This window comes from Bradyrhizobium sp. MI1.11, assembly GCF_055811255.1.
The window spans coordinates 24,053-42,827 of record NZ_JBVVPM010000025.1 but is presented as its reverse complement, the minus strand read 5'-3'; the positions used below and the strand labels follow the sequence as shown (position 1 = coordinate 42,827).

Below are 18,775 nucleotides of genomic sequence, written 5' to 3'. Positions count from 1 at the left end.
GCCTAAATCCCTTCCTCGTTGAATTTGCTTTCAACGAGTTCGGTGATCGCCGCGAGCGCGGCTTCGGCATCGTCGCCGGAAGCGGCGACCGTGATGGTGGTGCCGGGACCGGCGGCGAGCATCATCAGGCCCATGATCGAGGTGCCGCCGACGGTTTCGCCGCCGCGCGTCACCCAGACCTGCGCGTTGAAGCGCTCGACGGCCTGGACGAACTTGGCGGAGGCCCGCGCGTGCAGGCCGCGCTTGTTGATGATCAGGAGGTCCTTGGAGATCGCGCCCGCGGGCACGCCCGTCCCGGCTTGCGGCGCCTCGTCGCTCATTTGCCGGCGAGGACGCGGCTGGCGATGGTGACGTATTTGCGGCCGGCTTCCTGGGCCATCGCGATCGCATCGGGGAGCGGACGCTCCTCGCGCACCTTGGCGAGCTTCACCAGCATGGGAAGGTTGATGCCCGCGAGCACTTCGACCTTCGGCCGGCTCATGCAGGATATTGCCAAATTGGACGGCGTGCCGCCGAACATGTCGGTGAGGATCGCGACGCCGTCGCCGGAATCGACGCGGTTAACCGCCTCGATAATGTCGCTTCGACAGAGATCGGAATCATCTTCGGCGCCGATCGTGATCGCTTCGATTTGCTTTTGTGGGCCCATGACATGTTCAAGCGCTGCCTTGAATTCGTCGGCAAGGCGCCCGTGGGTCACAAGTACTAGACCAATCATCGGAAAACTCCTCGCGGGCGCTTTTGGTGCACCGCACGAACGCGCCACTTTGACCATCCAGAGCCCCCGCGCAAGAGGGGATGTTGCGTATCTCCCTGAATCTAGACGGATGGATAAGGGGAGCTGCGCCGGTCTATTCGGTCGCGAGTGTGGGGTTCATATGGTTACCATTTCCCTTCAAACAATCGGCTGAAGGGTTAACGGAAGATGAACTCTTGGTAGTGGTCAAGGCCGCGACAACCAGAGGGAGGGGCAAATAGTCGCGGCCCACAGGTATTCGCGGTATTTCGACACCGAAAATGACTGTTTTCAAGGATTCTGCCGGCGGCAGTCGCTCTGCATCCGCGGCGTCCAGATCGACCACGAGGCCGACGGTCGCATGCTCCACGAAGTCGCAGCTGCGGATTCCCAGCCCCCGGATCTCGATCAGGCCGGCCAGGACCGGGGCGGGGCGGACCTCAATTTCGCGGCCGAGTGTCGCCAGATGGACACGGTCATCACCGACCAGAACGGCCCTTTCGAGCACGCCGCTACGCCCTGCCATGATCAAATCGAAGGCAAGGCGCGACTTGCCGGAGCCCGAGGGCCCGCGGATCAGCACCGCCAGATCTCCAACCTTGACCGCTGAGGCGTGAATGCTGGGACCGCCGTCGCTCATAGCGCCGGCAGCCTCACCACGAAGCGCGCGCCGACAACACTAGGCGCTCCGTCCTCGTCCGCCGGGCCGGGGCGGTTCTCGGCCCAGATGCGTCCGCCATGCGCGTCGACGATCTGCTTGGAGATCGACAGGCCGAGGCCGGAGTTCTGGCCAAAGCCCTGATGAGGTCGGTCGGTGTAGAAGCGCTCGAAGATGCGCTCCAGCGCGTCGTCGCGGATTCCGGGGCCGTCGTCGTCGACCACGATCTCGATCTCTCCGCGCACGCGGCGGCAGGTGAGGCGCACCTTGTTGCCGGGCTCGGAGAAGGACTGTGCGTTCGAGAGCAGGTTGGAGACCACCTGTCCGAGCCGCGAATCGTGGCCGGTCACGGCGAAATTGTCGGTCGGGCTGCGACCCTCGAAACGCATTTCGACCGCGACGTCATGGCCGAGCTTGGTTTCATTGGCGACGGAGACGAGCGTCGTCAGCAGGCGGCGCAGGTCGACCGGGATCGCATCCTGGCGCTGCAGTTCGGCATCGAGGCGGCTGGCGTCGGAGATGTCCGAGATCAGCCGGTCGAGCCGCTTGACGTCATGCTCGATCACCTCGAGCAGCCGCGCGCGGCTGTTCTCGTTGCGCGCCAGCGGCAACGTCTCGACCGCGGAGCGCAACGAGGTCAACGGGTTCTTCAATTCGTGGGCGACGTCGGCGGCGAACATCTCGATCGCTTCGATGCGGCTGTAGAGTGCACTGGTCATGTCGCGCAGCGCACCGGAGAGATGGCCGATCTCGTCGCGACGACGTGTGAAGTCGGGAATTTCGACCCGGGTCCTGATGCGGCGGCGGATCAGCTCGGCGCTGTCTGCGAGCCGGCGGACCGGACCTGCGATCGTGCTGGCGAGCAGCAGCGACAGCATGATCATGACCGCGGCGGCGACACCGCCCACCTTGAGGATCGCGAGGCGCTCCGCGGTGACCATCTGGTCGATGTCGTCGCCCTGTGTCGACAGCATCAGCGCGCCGTGGATGGCGCGCGAGCGCAGCACGGGGACCGCGACCGAGACGATCACCTCGCCGCGCGCATTGACCCGCACCATCGAGCGCTTCTGGCCCTGAAGCGCGTCGCCCACCTCCGCATAGCCATTGCCGTTCTCGGGGCCGAGCTCGCGATAGAGCGGCAGGTCGCCGCGATTGAGCCAAGTACGAACCGCGACCATGCCGCGTTCGACCATGCCCGGCTTCTCGGCGGAGACTGACGGCAGGGGGAAGCGCACCACGGTATCGAGGCTGCGGCTGTCGACCAACAGGCTGCCGTTCGGGTCGTAGATGCGGGCGCGCGTCTTGGTCGGCGAGATCAGCGTGCGCAGCACCGGCGCCACGCGCTCCGGATTGATCGGAAAATCCAGCGGGGAATACTCGTCCGACCCGCCATAGGTCTCGCCCGGCTTGAGGTCGAGCAACCGGTCGGGGTCGATGGTGATGGCGTTGGTCTGCACCGTCGCGGAGGCCGCGATCGCGCCGGCGATGATCTCCGCCTGCACCAGCAGGCTCTGCGCGCGCGCGTCGATCAGGCCGGCGCGGAATTGCGACAGATAGAGGATGCTCGCCACCAGCGCGACGAGGCCGGCGAGGTTGAGCGAAACGATGCGGCGGGTCAGGCTCGAGAAGGACAGCGCGAAGAAGAACTGCCCGGCGCGTTTCAGCCAGTTCAGCGGACGCCAGCCCCGCACGGCCGGCTTGTCATCGGCCAATTGATCCGGAGCGCCGCGGGCGGTGACGTCCTCGGCGTTCTGGTTCTCGTCAGGCTGCGTTCGGTCAAGCAATGCTCACGCCCGCGTTAGGACAGCTCGTGCGAAGGTCCCCGCATCCTAGAGCCATCCCGGTCCCGATGGAATCAGAACCGGCGATGCTCTCGGTCTTTCGTGGAGGCGCGCGCCTCAGGCTTCCTTGAAGCGGTAGCCGACGCCGTAGAGCGTCTCGATCATCTCGAACTCGTTGTCGACGACCTTGAACTTCTTGCGCAGCCGCTTGATGTGGCTGTCGATGGTGCGGTCGTCGACATAGACCTGGTCGTCATAGGCGGCGTCCATCAGCGCGTTGCGGCTCTTCACCACGCCGGGCCGGGTCGCGAGCGCCTGCAGGATCAGGAATTCGGTGACGGTCAGCGTCACCGGCTCATTTTTCCAGGTGCAGGTGTGCCGTTCAGGATCCATGCGCAGCAGGCCGCGGTCGAGCGCCTTGGCGTCGTTCTCCTTCGGCGTGACGGTCGGATCCTTCGGCGCCGAGCGGCGCAGCACCGCCTTGACGCGCTCGACCAGCAGGCGCTGCGAGAACGGTTTGCGGATGAAGTCGTCGGCGCCCATCTTGAGGCCGAACAGCTCGTCGATCTCTTCGTCCTTGGAGGTCAGGAAGATCACCGGCAGATCGGATTTCTGCCGCAGCCGGCGCAACGTCTCCATGCCGTCCATGCGCGGCATCTTGATGTCGAGGATGGCAAGATCGGGCTGGGTGGTGCGGAAACCGTCGAGCGCGGAGGCGCCGTCGGTATAGGTCATGATGCGGTAGCCTTCGGCCTCCAGCGCGATCGAGACGGATGTGAGAATGTTGCGGTCGTCGTCGACCAAAGCGATTGTGGGCATGAGCCTCTGCTTTCTGCTTTCCGTTTGGGTCGTGGCTTGAAAACGGCGAGCAATCCACTGATGCGCCGCATACATGGGTGCCGATGTTGGCATTCGAACCTTGTCACCGAGCAATGCAAGCTAGGCTGAAGTGTGACCAAGTTCCACGAAACACGGCAGATTCGCCGCATCTCGACCCATATCCGGGCCCCGGTTTACCCGAAAAAAGGCCCTCCATGCAACCACCTGACCCGAGAAAGCCGATGCAACCGACCTCCGATTTCGACCCCGGAAAGCTCGCCAAATCGCTGCTGCGGCGGTCACGGCAGGGGGCCCTGGCGACATTGATGGCCGGCAGCGGCGATCCCTATTGTTCCCTGGTCAATCTGGCGAGCCATCCGGATGGCTCTCCGATCCTGCTGATCTCAGGATTGGCCGTGCACACCAGGAACATCCTGGCCGACAGCAGGGTGTCCCTGATGCTGGATGAGCGGGCGGCGGGCGATCCGCTGGAAGGTGCCCGAATCATGCTGTCCGGCCATGCCGAGCCGGCCGATGCGGACAAGGATCTGCTCCGGCGACGGTATCTCAATGCTCATCCCTCAGCGGAGGCCTTTGTTTCCTTTAAGGATTTCTCCTTCTTCCGGATTCGGCCCACGGGAACCCATCTGGTCGCCGGCTTCGGCCGGATCGTCGATCTCAAGCCGAAGCAATTCCTGACGGACCTCACGGGCGCCGAGGAATTGCTGGCGGCGGAGCAGGGCGCGGTAGAGCACATGAATGCCGACCACCGCGAGGCCATGGGCCTCTATGCAACAAAACTGCTGGGCGCTGCCGCGGGCGACTGGCGCTGCACCGGCTGCGATCCGGAGGGCCTCGACATGCAGGACGGCCAGACCGCCTTGCGGCTGGACTTCCCGGAGCGGGTTACTGATGGCACCTTGCTGCGCAAGATGCTGGTTCGCCTCGCCGGCGAAGCGCGCACCAGGATGGACCAGAGCGCAAAAGATTGAACGCTGCTGCCCATCGCCGCGACCCAAGACCATAATTGGTCAGAAGGCGGCGGCGAGAGCGTCATGGCAGAATGGAATAGACTGACGCTGGTTGCGGGTTTGACGCTCGCGATCACCGCATCGTTTGTCACGCCCAGCCTTGCCCAGACAAGCCTTGCTCAGAAAGGTCTCGCCGCGGAGGGCGAGCGGATCAACGCACTCATGAGCGCCGGCAGATATTCGGAAGCACTGCCGTTGGCGCAAGGCATGGTCGCGAGCCTGGAGAAGAGCGACACCGGTCGCGACCTCGCCGCCGCGCTGAACAACCTCGGCCAGGTTCATGCCGGTCAGGGCCACGACGATCTGGCGGAGCCGCTCTACAAGCGCGCCATCATGCTGATGGAAAAGTCGCTCGGTCTCGAAACCCCGTTGATTGGAGCCGAACTGAGCAATCTCGCCGCGCTTTACCAGCGGCAGAGCCGCTACGCCGAGGCCGAGCCGCTGTTCAGGCGAGCGCTCGCCGTTCGCGAGAAGGGGCTGTCGCGCGAGCATCCCGATGTCGGGCAGTCGCTCAATAATCTCGCCACGCTCTATGTGAAGCAGCAGCACTATGCAGACGCCGAACCGTTGTTTCACCGGGCGCTCGCGATCTATCAGAAGGCCGGCGGCCCCGAGCATCCGGCGGTGGCGACGGTCCTGAACAATCTCGGCCAGGTCTATCGCGATCTCAACCGCGATGCCGACGCGGAAGCGCCGATCAAGCGCTCGCTCGCGATCCGCGAGAAGGTGCTGGGACCGGATCATCCCGACGTCGCCCGCTCGCTGAACAATCTCGCAGGCCTCTACGAGCACCAGCAGCGCTACGGCGACGCCGAGCCGCTCTATCGCCGCGCGCTGCTCATCCGCGAACGCGCGCTTGGGCCTGATCATCCCGAGGTCATGACCTCGACCAGCAATCTCGCTTATTTCCTCTACGTGGCCGGGCGCACCGCGGACGCATTGCCGTTCGCGGAAAGGACGCTTCGGGGCGATCGCGCCCAGTTGCGCGTCGTGTTGCCGGTCCTGTTTGCCGCACGCCAACAAGATCTGCTGCCCGGCGACAAGGCGCTGGACGAGGCCCTCGCCGCGATCCAGCGCGGCACACAATCCTCCGCCGCATCCGCCGTGAACAAGCTCGCGGTTCGGCTTGCCGCCGGCAGCGACCGGCTCGCCGAGCTGGTTCGCCGGGACCAGGATCTTGCGGCTGAATCCGAGGCACTCGACAAGGCGATCGTCACCGCAGTGTCGAAGCAATCCGCGCAGCGCGATCTCGCAACCGAGCAGCGCAGCCGCGCGCGGATTGCAACGATTGCCAACGAGCGTGCGGGCTTGCAGAAGACGCTCGCGGTCGAGTTTCCCGACTACGCGTCGCTCTCCAATCCCCAGCCGTTGACGGCAAAGGACATCCAGCTGCTGCTATCAGCCGACGAAGCGATGGTGCTCTACTCCGTCGTCGACAAGCAGAGCTATGTCATCGCGATCACGCGCGAGGGCGTCGACTGGATGGCCATCCCACTCGGCGCGGATGCGCTGACGCAGAAGGTGACGGCATTCCGCAAGGGACTCGACGTCGGCAAGGCGCGCGATGCCTCCGGCAAATCCGGATTGTTCGATCTCGCGCTCGCCAACGAACTCCATGTCGCGCTGCTCGGTCCGGTCGAGGCGTTGACAAAGGACAAGCGCAGCCTGCTGGTGGTGCCGTCGGCTGCGCTGACCGCATTACCGTTTCATCTGCTCGTCACCGAGAAGCCGCAGGCTGCGATCCCCGACACGCTCGAAGGCTATCGCAGCGCTGCCTGGCTGCTGCGGCGTCAGGCCGTCTCGGTGCTGCCGTCGGTGGTCAGTCTGAAATCGTTGCGGGCCTTTGCGCGTCGGGACCAAAGCGTGAAGCCGATGACCGGCTTCGGCGATCCCGTGTTCAATCCTGCACTGGAAGCGCCCGCCGAGCGGCGCGCCGCGAACGGCAAGGTCGCCGCGCGCAGCATCGCGACCATTGCCTATAGCGATTTCTGGCGCGGTGCCGGCGTCGATCGCGCGCGGCTTGCGCAGGCGCTGCCGCAACTGCCCGACACCGCCGATGAGTTAAACGCGGTGGCCAGGGATGTCGGGGCTGCCGAGGCCGATATTCATCTCGGCCGCGACGCCAGCGAGACGACACTCAAGCGTGCAGCGCTTGCTCAATACGGCATCATCTACTTTGCCACCCACGGCCTCGTTGCCGGCGACATCAAGGGACTGGGTGAGCCCTCGCTCGCGCTCTCCATTCCCGATCAGCCGACAGAGCTCGACGACGGTCTCCTCACTGCAAGTGAAGTCGCTCAGCTCAAGCTCAATGCGGATTGGGTTGTGCTGTCGGCCTGCAATACCATTGCAGGCGACAAGCCGGGCGCCGAGGCTCTGTCGGGACTGGCGCGCTCGTTCTTCTACGCCGGTGCGCGCGCACTCCTGGTCTCGCATTGGGCCGTGGATTCGGAAGCTGCCACCCGCCTGACCACGATGACTTTCGAGCTGCTCAAAAACGAACCAAAAATGGGGCGTGCCGAAGCCTTGCGCCGCGCGATGTTAACCTACGTTGACGACACCTCGTCACCGCGCAACGCCTATCCTGCGATGTGGGGGCCCTTCGCGCTCATCGGCGAAGGCGCGGTAAGATAGGGTGGGCTTGGAATTTTCGCTGCGACTGTCTTCGGAATTGTGCGTCGCAACAACCTTGGGAAACGCCGAAGCGCGCATTTGGTTGCGCGATCATTGTCGATTTTTTGACGCACCTGCTCAGAGCTGACATGCGCGACGTTTGGCGCGGTCCTTGAATAAACCAAATCCTAAGGGATCAGCTTGGCAACGCCTGCGTTCATCAGTATTAGGTCGTTCCAACCGAGGCCGAACGGCCTGTAATCACGGTGACCGCGGCGGCGCCAAGCATGATCGCGCTGAGTGGGTTCTAGGAGGATTTTTCGTGCAAGAGACGGGCGTGCGCAACGGTGCCTTCGGCGCCGACAAATTCGGCTTAAAGAATCTCAAGCAGGTTCACTGGAACCTCGGTGCGCCGCAACTCTATCAATACTCGCTCTCCGCGGGCGAGGCGGTGCTGTCGGCCGATGGCGCGCTCTGCGCCGACACAGGCGAGTTCACCGGCCGCAGCCCCAAGGACAAATTCACGGTGCGTGATGCCACCACCGACAAGAAGATGTGGTGGGCCGGCAACCAGTCGATCACCGCAGAGCAGTTCGAGACGCTCTACCAGGACTTCCTCAAGCACGCCGAAGGCAAGTCGCTGTTCGCGCAGGACCTCTACGGCGGCGCCGATCCGGCATATCGCATCAAGACCCGCGTCTTCACCGAGCTCGCCTGGCATTCGCTGTTCATTCGCACGCTGCTGATCCGCCCCGAGGCGGTCGAGTTATCGAGCTTCACGCCAGAGCTCACCATCATCGACATGCCGAGCTTCCGCGCCGATCCGAAGCGCCATGGCTGCAAGTCGGAGAACGTCGTCGCGATCGATTTCGCCCGCAAGATCGTGCTGATCGGCGGGTCTTATTATGCCGGCGAGATGAAGAAGTCGGTCTTCACCACACTGAACTACTATTTGCCCGAGCGCGGCGTGATGCCGATGCATTGCTCGGCCAATGTCGGCGCCAAGGGCGACGCCGCGATCTTCTTCGGCCTGTCCGGCACCGGCAAGACCACGCTGTCAGCCGATCCGAACCGCACGCTGATCGGCGATGACGAGCACGGCTGGGGCCCGAACGGCGTCTTCAATTTCGAAGGCGGCTGCTATGCCAAGTGCATCAAGCTGTCGCAGGAAGCCGAGCCCGAGATCTACGCCGCCTCGACCCGCTTCGGCGCAGTGCTCGAGAACTGCGTGCTCGACGAAGACACCCGCGTGGTCGATTTCGACGACGGCTCAAAGACCGAGAACACGCGCTCGGCCTATCCGCTCGAATTCATCCCGAACGCCTCGCGCACCGGTCGCGCGCCGCAGCCGAAGAACGTGGTGATGCTCGCCGCCGACGCCTTCGGCGTGCTGCCGCCGATCGCCAAGCTCTCGCCGGCGCAGGCGATGTATCACTTCCTGTCGGGCTACACGGCGAAGGTCGCGGGCACCGAGCGCGGTCTCGGCAATGAGCCGCAGCCGGAATTCTCGACCTGCTTCGGTTCGCCCTTCCTGCCGCTCGACCCCAGCGTCTACGGCAACATGCTGCGCGACCTGATCGCCCAGCACAATGTCGACTGCTGGTTGGTCAACACGGGGTGGACCGGCGGCAAATACGGCACCGGCTCGCGCATGCCGATCAAGGTGACGCGCGCGCTGCTCACCGCTGCGCTCGACGGCTCGCTTCGCAACGTCCAATTCCGCACCGACAAATATTTCGGCTTCGCGGTCCCGACCGCGCTGCCGGGTGTGCCGAGCGAGATCCTCAATCCGGTCAACACCTGGAAGGACAAGGACGAGTTCGACAAGACCGCCCGCGCGCTGGTCGGGATGTTCCAGAAGAATTTTGCCAAGTTCGAAGCCCAGGTCGACGCCGAAGTCCGCGCCGCTGCACCGGACGTGAAGCTCGCGGCGGAGTAAGATCGCCGCGCTTGAAATCGAAAGGGCGGCCGCGAGGCCGCCCTTTTTTATCTTTCCTTCTCCCCTTGCGGGAGAAGGTGGCGCGAAGCGCCGGATGAGGGGTTCTCTCCGCGCGTTCAACCGCAAGAGAAGCGCTCGCGGAGAGAACCCCTCACCCGTCTCGTCGCTTCGCGACGAGCCACCCTCTCCCGCAAGGGGAGAGGGGAAGCAGCTACGCCTTGAAATACGCGATCTGCGTGCTCGTCGCGAGCAACCTTCCGTTCGGCGACCACAGCTCGGCGTTCTGGTCGGCGTAGCTCTTGTGCATGATCTTGGAATCTGCGGTCGCCAGCACGCGGGTGATGTCCTCGGCCGCGAGCTCTTCGCTGTCGGTGTGGAAATACGTCGTCAGCGACACCGTGCCGAACGGCACCAGCTCGCGCCGCGCATGGAAGATGCGGCCGAAGAAGGCGTCCGACATCGACATCAGCGACGGCATGTCGAGCTTGCGCGGCTCGCGATCACTGATCCAGAGCTTTGAGTAAGTGCTGGCGAGCTCGGCCCGCGGCGGGCCGATCCGCATCTCGCCCTCGACGAAGCGGAATTCATACTGGTTGGCCCAGGACGCCGCGATCTTCGGGAACGGCATCGTCTGTTCGAACGGCTTTGCATCGGGATATTGCGCCACCCTGTGCTCCCAGGACGGCCGGCGTTCGGCGAATACGGCGGTGGCGAGCGTTGCGACCTCGCTGCCGCCTTGCGACAGTTCGACGCTCCAGTGCTGGCTGGAGCGGTTGGCCTTCACCAGCCGCACGTCGAGATCGAACGGTCCCTTCGCGATCGGCGCGCAGTAATTCACGGTGAGCGCCAGCGGATCGCCGGCACGTTCCGGATGCTCGATCAGCGCACGCAAAATGGTCGCAGCAGTGGCGCCGCCGAACGGGCCGACAAAGGCCCAATAGTCGTCGCTGGTGTGTCCCTGCCAGCTCGAGTCACCGGCGGTGACGCGGGTGGCGTCGTCGAAAGGGTGCGGGAGCTTGGCGTGCATCGTTTGATCCGGCGTTCAATGACGGACGTCATATCACGTCCGCCGCCGGCTTGTGCAATTACCTCGCGGGTAACCGATTTCACGCAGCGGAAAATCAGCCCGCGACGTCGCGCAGGGTCGGCAGCAGCGGTGTGGTCGGATTCACCGGCACGTTCCAGATCTCCTCGGCGTATTCGCGGATGGTGCGGTCGGAGGAGAACCATGCCATGCGCGCGACATTGAGGATCGAGGCGCGGGTCCAGGCCGGCGCCACCTGCCAACGTGCGTCGACGCTGCGCTGCGCCTCGTAATAGGAATCAAAATCGGCGCTGACCATGTAATGGTCGAGATAGCGCAGCGCGTGCGCGATCGATTCGAAGCGGCCGGGATCGCCGGGCGAGAATTCGCCGGCGCCGATCGCGTTGATGGCGCGCTGGAGCTTCGGCGAATTGCGGATCACGTCGGAGGCGTCCAGCCCCTGCTTGCGCCGGATCATCACGTCGCCGGCTTCCATGCCGAAGATCGCGATGTTCTCCGCGCCGACATGGTCGCGGATCTCGATGTTGGCGCCGTCGAGCGTGCCGACAGTGAGGGCGCCGTTCAGCGACAGCTTCATGTTGCCGGTGCCGGAGGCTTCCATGCCGGCCGTCGAGATCTGCTCGGACAGGTCGGCGGCGGGAATGATCACCTCGGCAAGGCTGACATTGTAGTCGGGCAGGAAGACGACCTTGAGCTTGCCGCCGATCGCGGGATCGTTGTTGACGGCTTCCGCAACGTCGTTGATCAGCTTGATGATCAGCTTGGCGTAGCGGTAGCTCGCCGCAGCCTTGCCCGCAAAGATCTTCACCCGCGGCACCCAATTGCCGTTGGGATCGTCCTTGATCGCCTGGTACAGCGCGACGGTCTCGATGACGTTGAGGAGCTGGCGCTTGTATTCGTGGATGCGCTTGATCTGCACGTCGAACAGCGCGGTCGGATCGACCTTGATGCCGAGCCGCTCGCCGATCAGGCGCGCCAGCGCGGTCTTGTTGTGATGTTTGACGGCGCGGAACTTCTTCTGGAATTCGACGTCGCTGGCGCGGGCCTCGATCAGGCTGAGCTGCGTCGGATCGTCGAGCACGGCATCGCCGCAGGTCTCGCGCAACAGATCGGTCAGCTTCGGGTTCGCCAACATCAGCCAGCGGCGGAAGGTGATGCCGTTGGTCTTGTTGGTGATGCGGCCGGGATAGAGATGGTTGAGATCGTGGAACACGGTCTCTCGCATCAGGTCCGAATGCATCGCCGAGACGCCGTTGATGCGGTGCGAGCCGACGAAGGCGAGCTGGCCCATGCGCACGCGCCGCCCGCTCCTCTCGTCGATCAGCGAGACCGAGGCGCGGAAGTCGATGTCGCCGGGGGCGCGCGCCTCTGCGAGCGCGAGATGCTGCACGTTGATGCGGTAGATGATCTCGAGATGCCGCGGCAACAGCCGTTCGAACAGCTCGACCGGCCAGGTCTCCAGCGCTTCGGGCAGCAGCGTGTGGTTGGTGTAGGCCAGCGTGGCGACCGTGATCTTCCAGGCCTCGTCCCAACGGAAATTGTGGTCGTCGATCAGGATCCGCATCAGCTCGGTGACGGCGAGGCTCGGATGGGTATCGTTGAGCTGCACCGCGACCTTGCTCGACAGGCTGCGGAGTTGGCCGTCGGACGCAAGATGCCGCTTGATCAGGTCCTGCAGCGAAGCCGAGACGAAGAAATATTCCTGGCGCAGGCGCAGCTCGCGGCCCGCCGGGCTCTCGTCGTTCGGATAGAGGAATTTACAAATGGCTTCCGCGCGCGACTGCTCGGCGCTGGCGCTGACATAGTCGCCGGTGTTGAAGGCGTCGAGCTTCAACGGATCGGGCGAACGTGCCGACCACAGCCGCAGCGCGTTGACGTGCTGGCCGCGCCAGCCGACGATCGGCGTGTCATAGGCCATCGCCTGCACGGTCTCGGACGGATGCCAGATCGCGCGATCCCGGCCCTTGTCTTCGACGTGCTCGACACCGCCGCCGAAGCGAATGTCATAGATCACTTCGGGCCGCTGCAATTCCCAGGGGTTGCCGAAGCCGAGCCATTCGTCCGGGTATTCCTGCTGCCAGCCCTGATTGATGATCTGGCGGAACAGGCCGTAATCATAACGGATGCCGTAGCCGATCGCGGGGATCGACAGCGTCGCCATGCTTTCCATGAAGCAGGCGGCGAGACGGCCCAGGCCGCCGTTGCCGAGCGCCGCGTCCGGCTCGCATTTGCGCAGCTCAGGCAAGGAGACGCCGAGATCGCCGAGCGCGACCTCGAAGATCTTCAGCAGCCCCATATTGTTCAGCGCGTCGCTGAAGAGGCGGCCGATCAGGAATTCGAGCGAGAGATAGTAGACGCGCTTGCGTCCCGCATCGTAGCTGTGCTTCTCGGCCGTGAGCCAGCGATGCACGATGCGGTCGCGCAGCGCCAGCGCGGCGGCCTGGTACCAGTCGTGCTTGGTCGCCATGCCCGCATCCTTGCCGATGGCAAGGCGCAGCTTCGCCAGAATCGCGCCCTTGATCTCAGCCAGCGCGAGCTCGTCGATGGGCTGGTTGGCGGCGGGAAAATTGGGCTGGAACGATGAATCTTGCAAAGTCGTCACTTCCTGGTCGCGAGAACACTACTGACCCTACGCATCTTGCCTCTGTACCGGAACCATTGCTGGTGCGACCGTGCACTGCGCTGGCGTAAAATTATGCAAGGAACGGGCCGATTTGGGAACCCGGACGCATACGGGGAAACGTGGATTTGGTGCTAGAATGGCGGCCAATTCAGCCATCAGTGTGGAGGAGACATCCATGAAAGCTCTGATGAGACCTGTGACGCGACGGCTGATCGAAATCGCAGCGGCCATCTTTCTCGTCGTCTGCATCACCGCCTCCAGCGCCGCCTTCGCCGCCGGCAAGATCGGCCGCAGCGTCGACGGCCTGAGCTGCGCCGTCACACTCCCGCAAAACGCATCCCCCGCCGCCCGCTGCGCCGCCATCAAGCGCCAATGCGGCGGTAAGTTTTACGCGAGCGCGTGTGGGGACAGGTTGATGTCGGCGGCGAATTGAGCATGACCGGTGCAACGAAGAAGGTGTCGTCCTGGCGAAAGCCAGGACCCATTACCCCGACTGTCAGAGAAGGCCCGACCGATCATTCCAATCGGGATTTTCCTCCTCGATCAGCTTGATCTTCCAATCCCGCTTCCAGAACTTCAATTGCTTCTCGCGCGCGATAGCTTCCTGGGGAGTCGCGAATGCTTCGACGTGAACGAGGCGGAATGTCTTGTACTTCAGCACGAACTTCGAACCCCGACCCGAGCGGTGTAATTCAAGCCGCGCGCGGATGTCGTTGGTGACGCCAATATAAATTGTCCCGTGGTGGCGGCTCGCCAAGATGTAGACGTAGTAGCTGCTTGCGCTCATGGCCTCAGCTCGCAAGGGCAACGCTGACCGGGTAATGGGTCCTGGCTTTCGCCAGGACGACGCTCTCCAACAATCGCGCCTAGCGTCAGAACAAATTAAGAACACTTTAGCAAGTCTTTGATATATCATTGTGATTCGGCGCGTTGCCGACACAATATCTAGCGTCCGCCAGACTTCGCGAGGACTACATGTCCACCATTGCCTTCGACCAGTTTGCCCTCACCAGGATCGCCGATTTCGCGCGCTCGCTGTCGCGGCTGCATCAGGCGGCGCGGCGCTACGCGGTCGATGACGACCAGTTCGACCGCGAGTTCAATGCGGTGTGCCAGTCGATCTGGGGCTACACCATCGACGACGTCAGCGACGATCTGTTTTCTGCCGAGGACCATCTGTTCCTCGACACGCTGGACGAAGCGCAAGCGCGCATCTTCGCCGCCGAGCAGGGTTATGACCTCGTCGACGATCAGGGCATGCTCACCGACTGGTGGGGGTTTTGCTGGATGATCCTGGCCGAGAAGCGCGGCCTGCTCACGGCAGACAACCGCGCCGCCGCGCGCGCGGCGATCGAGGAGAAATATCTGGCGGCGCCGAACGTGATCGGCGTGATCATCGGACGTTGACGGTCTCAACCCTCATCCTGAGGAGCTTGCGCAGCAAGCGTCTCGAAGGATGAAGGCCGAGCCGTAGCAGCCGGGCCTTCATGGTTCGAGACGCGCGTTCCGCGCTCCTCACCATGAGGATTTCAGTCCAGCCCCGCCCGCTTCGCTGGCTTTTGCGTTTTCGGCACCGTCACGTCGGGCAGCGTCTCGCGCACGATCTCCGTGGCGGGGCCATCCGCCGCCACCGTGTCGGCGCGCACCGGCGCCACCTTCATCTCGCCGAGCCGTGCGCGGACCTGCGCGGTGAGACCGGGATAGGAGGCGACCGGCGTGAAGTCCGCGGCCTGGTCGTTGCCGACGCGAATGCCGGTATAGGCGACGAGGCCGTCGCTGGTGGCGATCACGTCGCCGGGTTTTAGCGACGAATCCAGCGCCAGATCGACCGGAGCAAGTCCGACCGGCTCGCGGCCGTTGCAGGTGCAGTCGGCGCGCAGCGCCTTGCGATAGGCGAACGCGTTCTCGCTATCGGCGTAGCGCTCGCCGGTCTGCGACGCCGCGCCGTCGATCGAGGAGCCGAAATAGATCTTTGTCGCGCTCGCAGGACAGAAGGCCTGACACATCTGCGCGGGCGAGGTGAGACCGCGCATCAGCGGAAAATATTTGCCGTCGCAGCTGCGCACGCAGAACGCCGGTCCCGAGCCGCCGGCTGCGGCCGAACGTGTCGGCGGCACGTATTGCGGGCTCGCGGCATTCTGCTGGCCGGTGAAGGGATCGGCGTAAGAGCTCGCCTGCTGCGGCACCTCACGCTGGGGCCGTTGCTGCTGCTGCATTCCGCCGAAGAAGAAGTCGAACAGGCCTTCGGCCGAAACCGGCGCCGGAGCCGCGAGCAGCGGTGCTGCCAGTGTCGCGGCGACGAGCATCGCGCGACGCCGCCGGCGCGCATGGGACATGACTGTACGCAAACGCTTACTCCACGCGACGCTACCCAACCGGCCGGGACCATCAGGCCCAGCACATGATTCACCATAGAGCGGGATGGTAAATGAGCGGTTGAGGGGGATCTGAACCTCGCCCCGCTTGCGGGGAGAGGCATAGGCCGCCTCCGGCGGCCGTTCCAAAGACGCCGAAGCAGAGCTTCAGCTATGTCGCTCTTGCGATCCGGGTGAGGGGGTACAGGTCTCACGGCTATCTCATCCGTGGAGAGAGGCCCCTCACCCCAACCCTCTCAGCGCGAGCGAAGCTCGTCGCGGCCCCGTAAGAACGGGGCGAGGGGGAAGAAAGACGTCAAGCCTTCAAGAACTCCGACGCCTTGTACAGCGAGCGGAAGGGCAGGCCGGCCGCGCCAAAGGTGTCGTCGGCGCCTTCCTCGCGATCGACCATGGTCAGCACCAGCACCACTTCCGCGCCGGTCTCGCGCACCGCTTCCACTGCCTTCATCGCCGAGCCGCCGGTGGTGGTGACATCCTCGACGATCACGACGCGCTTGCCCTCCAGCGTCTCGCCCCTGGGCAGCCCCTCGATCGCGAGCTTGGCGCCGTGCTCCTTCGGCTTCTTGCGCACGAAGAACGCCGCGATCGGATGGCCCTTGATCCAGGAAATCTGCGCCAGCGCGCCGGCCAGCGGCACCGCGCCCATCTCGAGCCCGCCGATGAAATCGAGATTGTCGTCCTTCAGCGCCTCATAGGTCAGCTCGGCCAGCAGGGTCGCGCCCTCCGGGTCCAACATGGTCGGCTTGAGGTTGAAGTAGAAATCGCTCTTGCGGCCCGACGCGAGCGTCACCTCGCCGCGGCCGAAGGAGCGCCGGCGGATGATCTCGAACAGGCGGGCGCGGGAGGCTGATTTAGACACGGCGGGCCCTCGGGAGCATTTTTGGAAGTGGCGGAATTTATCCGCGACGGCCCCGACATTCCAGAGGGGGCTTCCCCCGTCAACAGGGATCGGCCATCCCGGCCCGCCGGTTGTGGGGGTGCAACCTTCTGGAGTAGGTGGATGCCGGGTATCTTGGGCAAGAAAACCGGCAAGAAGGCTGGGCAAGGACACGCGAAAATGACCATCGAGCTGCACACCTGGAATACGCCGAACGGCCGCAAGATCTCGGTCGCGCTGGAGGAGATGGGGCTGCCCTACAGGGTGATCCCGGTGAATATCAGCAAGGGCGAACAGATGGCGCCGGAGTTCCTGAAGCTCTCGCCCAACAACAAGATCCCCGCGATCCTCGATCCCGATGGCCCGGACGGCAAGCCCGTCAGCATCTTCGAGTCGGGTGCGATCCTGCTGTATCTCGGCGAGAAGACCGGCAAATTCCTGCCGAAATCGCTTTTGGGCCGCATCCCCGTCTATGAATGGCTGATGTGGCAGATGGGCGGTTTCGGGCCGATGCCGGGCCAGGTGCACCATTTCATCGCGATCGAGAACGAGCAGGACCGCGCCTACGGCCTCAAGCGCTACATGGCGGAGACGCGACGGCTCTACGGCGTCCTCGACCGCCGGCTAGAGGCCCGCGATTTTGTCGCCGGCGAGCTCTCGGTCGCCGATTTTGCCATCCTGGGCTGGGCCTGGCGTCACCCTCGCCACAAGGTTGACCTGGCCGACTTCCCCAACGTCAAGCGCTGGTACGAGGCCCTGATGGCACGCCCGGCGGTGAAGCGGGGCATGGAGGCGAAGCTGGATTGAACTGACGGTGTCATCGCCCGCGAAGGCGGGCGATCCAGTATTCCAGAGGGGGTGGTGATTTACCGAGAGGCCGCGGCGTACTGGATGCCCGCCTTCGCGGGGCATGACAGCGTTGCGCCTCACACCTTCCGCGCCTCGACCGCCATCCGCACCGCAAGCCCGGCCAGCACCGTGCCCATCAGCCAGCGCTGCACCAGCATCCAGCTTGGCCGGCTTGCGAGAAACAGCGCGATCGATCCGGCCGCGAGCGCGATCATCGCATTCACGCTGACACTGATCGCGATCTGGATCGCGCCGAGCACCACCGACTGCGCCAGCACGCTGCCGGCGGTGGGATTGATGAACTGCGGCAGCAGCGCGAGATAAAGCATCGCGATCTTCGGGTTGAGCAGATTGGTGACGAACCCCATTGCGAACAATTTGCGCGGGCTGTCGATCGCAAGCTGCTTCACCTGGAACGGCGAGCGACCGCCCGGCTTCACCGCCTGCCAGGCCAGCCACAACAGATAACCGGCGCCGGCAAAGCGCAGCGCGTCGTAGGCGAAGGGAACGGCGAGCAGCAGCGCCGTGATGCCGAACGCCGCGCACAGCATGTAGAACACGAAGCCGAGCGCCACGCCGCCGAGCGAAACGATGCCCGCTGCCGGCCCTTGCGTGATCGAACGCGAGATCAGGTAGATCATGTTCGGCCCCGGCGTGAGCACGAGGCCGAGGCAGACGAGGGCGAAGCCGAGCAGGGCGGAGGTGTGGGGCATGGCTGAACCGGTGCGGGAGACGGCACGGTTCTAATATGGGTGGCGCGGTCGGGCCATCGCGCAATTGCACGGAGGACAATTCAACCCGACCGGCCGGTGGTGAACGCGAACCAGACCGCTATCGCGACCAGTGCCAGGGCGAACAAGCGCCGCACCACGTTGCGGTTGTTCGCGACGTCGATGGTCGATTGCAGCGAGCCCGCCAGCGCGACGATCGCCGCATGGATCAGCGTGGCGATTGTCACGTAGATGACGCTGAGCATCAGCGTCTGCCGGACCACGGAGCCGGCATCGGCGCGCACGAACTCCGGCAACACCGCCACGTAGAACATCGCGGCTTTCGGGTTGAGCAGGTTGGTGATCAGGCCGCGCCGGAACGCCGGCCACGGCCGCGCGTCGGCACCGACCGTCCTGCCCGGCGAAGCGTCCTCCTTGCCCGACCACGCGTCCCAGGCAAGCCACAGCAGATAGGCGACGCCACCCCATCGCAGCAGGCCATAAAGCCACGGCGAATGGTCGATCGCCGCGGCGAGGCCGAAGGCCGCGATCACGCCATAAGTCATCAGCCCGAGCGCGATGCCGGCCACCGCGGCAAAGCCCGTGCGCATGCCGCGCGAGAGCGACAGCGCGGCGAGATAGGTCATGTTGGGACCGGGCGTGATCTCGATGACGAGCGCCGTCAGCGCGAAGGCGAGCAGCGGGCTGAGATCACTCAC

18 protein-coding genes are annotated in these 18,775 nt (G+C 64.4%); 6 read left to right on the top strand and 12 right to left on the bottom strand.

What is annotated here, in order from left to right; genetic code table 11:
• Positions 1 to 2: 2 nt before the first annotated feature.
• The 5 genes from AC0L30_RS23710 to AC0L30_RS23690 all read right to left on the bottom strand — a co-directional run bounded on the left by AC0L30_RS23710 (position 3) and on the right by AC0L30_RS23690 (position 3,994).
• Positions 3 to 320, bottom strand: coding sequence for an HPr family phosphocarrier protein (locus tag AC0L30_RS23710; protein ID WP_007597753.1), 318 nt, complete (start codon positions 318 to 320; stop codon positions 3 to 5).
• The gene (locus tag AC0L30_RS23705; RefSeq protein ID WP_007597752.1) at positions 317 to 718 is read right to left on the bottom strand and encodes a PTS sugar transporter subunit IIA; all 402 of its coding nucleotides are present in this window, start codon (positions 716 to 718) and stop codon (positions 317 to 319) included. The genes AC0L30_RS23710 and AC0L30_RS23705 overlap by 4 nt, the downstream gene beginning before the upstream one ends.
• 133 nt (positions 719 to 851) lie before the next feature.
• Positions 852 to 1,376: an HPr kinase/phosphorylase gene (locus AC0L30_RS23700; RefSeq protein WP_473405314.1), complete on the bottom strand. Its 525-nt coding sequence runs from the start codon at positions 1,374 to 1,376 to the stop codon at positions 852 to 854.
• Positions 1,373 to 3,178 carry a sensor histidine kinase gene (locus AC0L30_RS23695; RefSeq protein ID WP_219679159.1) on the bottom strand — a complete coding sequence of 602 codons (1,806 nt, stop codon included), beginning with the start codon at positions 3,176 to 3,178 and terminating at the stop codon, positions 1,373 to 1,375. Before AC0L30_RS23695 ends, AC0L30_RS23700 begins: the two co-directional genes overlap by 4 nt.
• A 114-nt stretch (positions 3,179 to 3,292) precedes the next feature.
• The gene (locus tag AC0L30_RS23690; RefSeq protein ID WP_007597749.1) at positions 3,293 to 3,994 is read right to left on the bottom strand and encodes a response regulator transcription factor; all 702 of its coding nucleotides are present in this window, start codon (positions 3,992 to 3,994) and stop codon (positions 3,293 to 3,295) included.
• A 242-nt stretch (positions 3,995 to 4,236) separates the two neighbouring features.
• On the opposite strand from AC0L30_RS23690, the gene AC0L30_RS23685 reads away from it, so the two are divergent.
• From AC0L30_RS23685 to AC0L30_RS23675, 3 genes are all read left to right on the top strand, one after another.
• Positions 4,237 to 4,986, top strand: coding sequence for a HugZ family pyridoxamine 5'-phosphate oxidase (locus AC0L30_RS23685; RefSeq protein ID WP_473405313.1), 750 nt, complete (start codon positions 4,237 to 4,239; stop codon positions 4,984 to 4,986).
• Between the two features lie 63 nt (positions 4,987 to 5,049).
• Positions 5,050 to 7,659: a CHAT domain-containing protein gene (locus AC0L30_RS23680; protein WP_473405312.1), complete on the top strand. Its 2,610-nt coding sequence runs from the start codon at positions 5,050 to 5,052 to the stop codon at positions 7,657 to 7,659.
• Between the two features lie 301 nt (positions 7,660 to 7,960).
• On the top strand, positions 7,961 to 9,577 hold the full coding sequence (locus AC0L30_RS23675) for a phosphoenolpyruvate carboxykinase (protein WP_007597743.1): 1,617 nt from the start codon (positions 7,961 to 7,963) through the stop codon (positions 9,575 to 9,577).
• A 211-nt stretch (positions 9,578 to 9,788) separates the two neighbouring features.
• On the opposite strand, the gene AC0L30_RS23670 is transcribed toward AC0L30_RS23675, so the two are convergent.
• Both AC0L30_RS23670 and AC0L30_RS23665 read right to left on the bottom strand, forming a co-directional pair.
• The gene (locus AC0L30_RS23670; RefSeq protein ID WP_007597740.1) at positions 9,789 to 10,604 is read right to left on the bottom strand and encodes an acyl-CoA thioesterase; all 816 of its coding nucleotides are present in this window, start codon (positions 10,602 to 10,604) and stop codon (positions 9,789 to 9,791) included.
• Positions 10,605 to 10,698: 94 nt separating this feature from the next.
• Positions 10,699 to 13,215, bottom strand: coding sequence for a glycogen/starch/alpha-glucan phosphorylase (locus AC0L30_RS23665; RefSeq protein WP_473405338.1), 2,517 nt, complete (start codon positions 13,213 to 13,215; stop codon positions 10,699 to 10,701).
• Between the two features lie 205 nt (positions 13,216 to 13,420).
• On the opposite strand from AC0L30_RS23665, the gene AC0L30_RS23660 reads away from it, so the two are divergent.
• Positions 13,421 to 13,678, top strand: coding sequence for a hypothetical protein (locus AC0L30_RS23660; protein ID WP_007597738.1), 258 nt, complete (start codon positions 13,421 to 13,423; stop codon positions 13,676 to 13,678).
• 63 nt (positions 13,679 to 13,741) lie between these two features.
• On the opposite strand, the gene AC0L30_RS23655 is transcribed toward AC0L30_RS23660, so the two are convergent.
• Complete coding sequence (locus AC0L30_RS23655) at positions 13,742 to 14,032, bottom strand: GIY-YIG nuclease family protein (protein WP_007597736.1); 291 nt, start codon at positions 14,030 to 14,032, stop codon at positions 13,742 to 13,744.
• A gap of 188 nt (positions 14,033 to 14,220) precedes the next feature.
• On the opposite strand from AC0L30_RS23655, the gene AC0L30_RS23650 reads away from it, so the two are divergent.
• Positions 14,221 to 14,652, top strand: a complete 432-nt coding sequence (locus AC0L30_RS23650; RefSeq protein ID WP_007597734.1) for a hypothetical protein — start codon at positions 14,221 to 14,223, stop codon at positions 14,650 to 14,652.
• Positions 14,653 to 14,774: 122 nt separating this feature from the next.
• Here AC0L30_RS23650 and AC0L30_RS23645 read toward each other — a convergent pair whose 3' ends face one another.
• Complete coding sequence (locus AC0L30_RS23645; protein WP_473405337.1) at positions 14,775 to 15,551, bottom strand: DUF2865 domain-containing protein; 777 nt, start codon at positions 15,549 to 15,551, stop codon at positions 14,775 to 14,777.
• Positions 15,552 to 15,915: 364 nt separating this feature from the next.
• Positions 15,916 to 16,479 carry an orotate phosphoribosyltransferase gene (pyrE, locus tag AC0L30_RS23640; protein ID WP_007597730.1) on the bottom strand — a complete coding sequence of 188 codons (564 nt, stop codon included), beginning with the start codon at positions 16,477 to 16,479 and terminating at the stop codon, positions 15,916 to 15,918.
• A gap of 198 nt (positions 16,480 to 16,677) precedes the next feature.
• On the opposite strand from pyrE, the gene AC0L30_RS23635 reads away from it, so the two are divergent.
• The gene (locus AC0L30_RS23635) at positions 16,678 to 17,304 is read left to right on the top strand and encodes a glutathione S-transferase family protein (protein WP_473405336.1); all 627 of its coding nucleotides are present in this window, start codon (positions 16,678 to 16,680) and stop codon (positions 17,302 to 17,304) included.
• Positions 17,305 to 17,423: 119 nt separating this feature from the next.
• Here the strand turns inward: AC0L30_RS23635 and AC0L30_RS23630 are convergent, their stop codons facing one another.
• The gene (locus AC0L30_RS23630; protein ID WP_473405311.1) at positions 17,424 to 18,059 is read right to left on the bottom strand and encodes a LysE family translocator; all 636 of its coding nucleotides are present in this window, start codon (positions 18,057 to 18,059) and stop codon (positions 17,424 to 17,426) included.
• A gap of 80 nt (positions 18,060 to 18,139) precedes the next feature.
• Positions 18,140 to 18,775: a LysE family translocator gene (locus AC0L30_RS23625; protein ID WP_007597727.1), complete on the bottom strand. Its 636-nt coding sequence runs from the start codon at positions 18,773 to 18,775 to the stop codon at positions 18,140 to 18,142.

What these genes read in the sequence shown, in the direction of transcription:
- AC0L30_RS23710 (WP_007597753.1), bottom strand. Translation starts at nt 320, where the DNA reads ATGAGCGACGAGGCGCCGCAAGCCGGGACGGGCGTGCCCGCGGGCGCG.
- AC0L30_RS23705 (WP_007597752.1), bottom strand. Translation starts at nt 718, where the DNA reads ATGATTGGTCTAGTACTTGTGACCCACGGGCGCCTTGCCGACGAATTC.
- AC0L30_RS23700 (WP_473405314.1), bottom strand. Translation starts at nt 1,376, where the DNA reads ATGAGCGACGGCGGTCCCAGCATTCACGCCTCAGCGGTCAAGGTTGGA.
- AC0L30_RS23690 (WP_007597749.1), bottom strand. Translation starts at nt 3,994, where the DNA reads ATGCCCACAATCGCTTTGGTCGACGACGACCGCAACATTCTCACATCC.
- AC0L30_RS23685 (WP_473405313.1), top strand. Translation starts at nt 4,237, where the DNA reads ATGCAACCGACCTCCGATTTCGACCCCGGAAAGCTCGCCAAATCGCTG.
- AC0L30_RS23680 (WP_473405312.1), top strand. Translation starts at nt 5,050, where the DNA reads ATGGCAGAATGGAATAGACTGACGCTGGTTGCGGGTTTGACGCTCGCG.
- AC0L30_RS23670 (WP_007597740.1), bottom strand. Translation starts at nt 10,604, where the DNA reads ATGCACGCCAAGCTCCCGCACCCTTTCGACGACGCCACCCGCGTCACC.
- AC0L30_RS23660 (WP_007597738.1), top strand. Translation starts at nt 13,421, where the DNA reads ATGAAAGCTCTGATGAGACCTGTGACGCGACGGCTGATCGAAATCGCA.
- AC0L30_RS23655 (WP_007597736.1), bottom strand. Translation starts at nt 14,032, where the DNA reads ATGAGCGCAAGCAGCTACTACGTCTACATCTTGGCGAGCCGCCACCAC.
- AC0L30_RS23650 (WP_007597734.1), top strand. Translation starts at nt 14,221, where the DNA reads ATGTCCACCATTGCCTTCGACCAGTTTGCCCTCACCAGGATCGCCGAT.
- AC0L30_RS23645 (WP_473405337.1), bottom strand. Translation starts at nt 15,551, where the DNA reads ATGCTCGTCGCCGCGACACTGGCAGCACCGCTGCTCGCGGCTCCGGCG.
- AC0L30_RS23635 (WP_473405336.1), top strand. Translation starts at nt 16,678, where the DNA reads ATGACCATCGAGCTGCACACCTGGAATACGCCGAACGGCCGCAAGATC.
- AC0L30_RS23630 (WP_473405311.1), bottom strand. Translation starts at nt 18,059, where the DNA reads ATGCCCCACACCTCCGCCCTGCTCGGCTTCGCCCTCGTCTGCCTCGGC.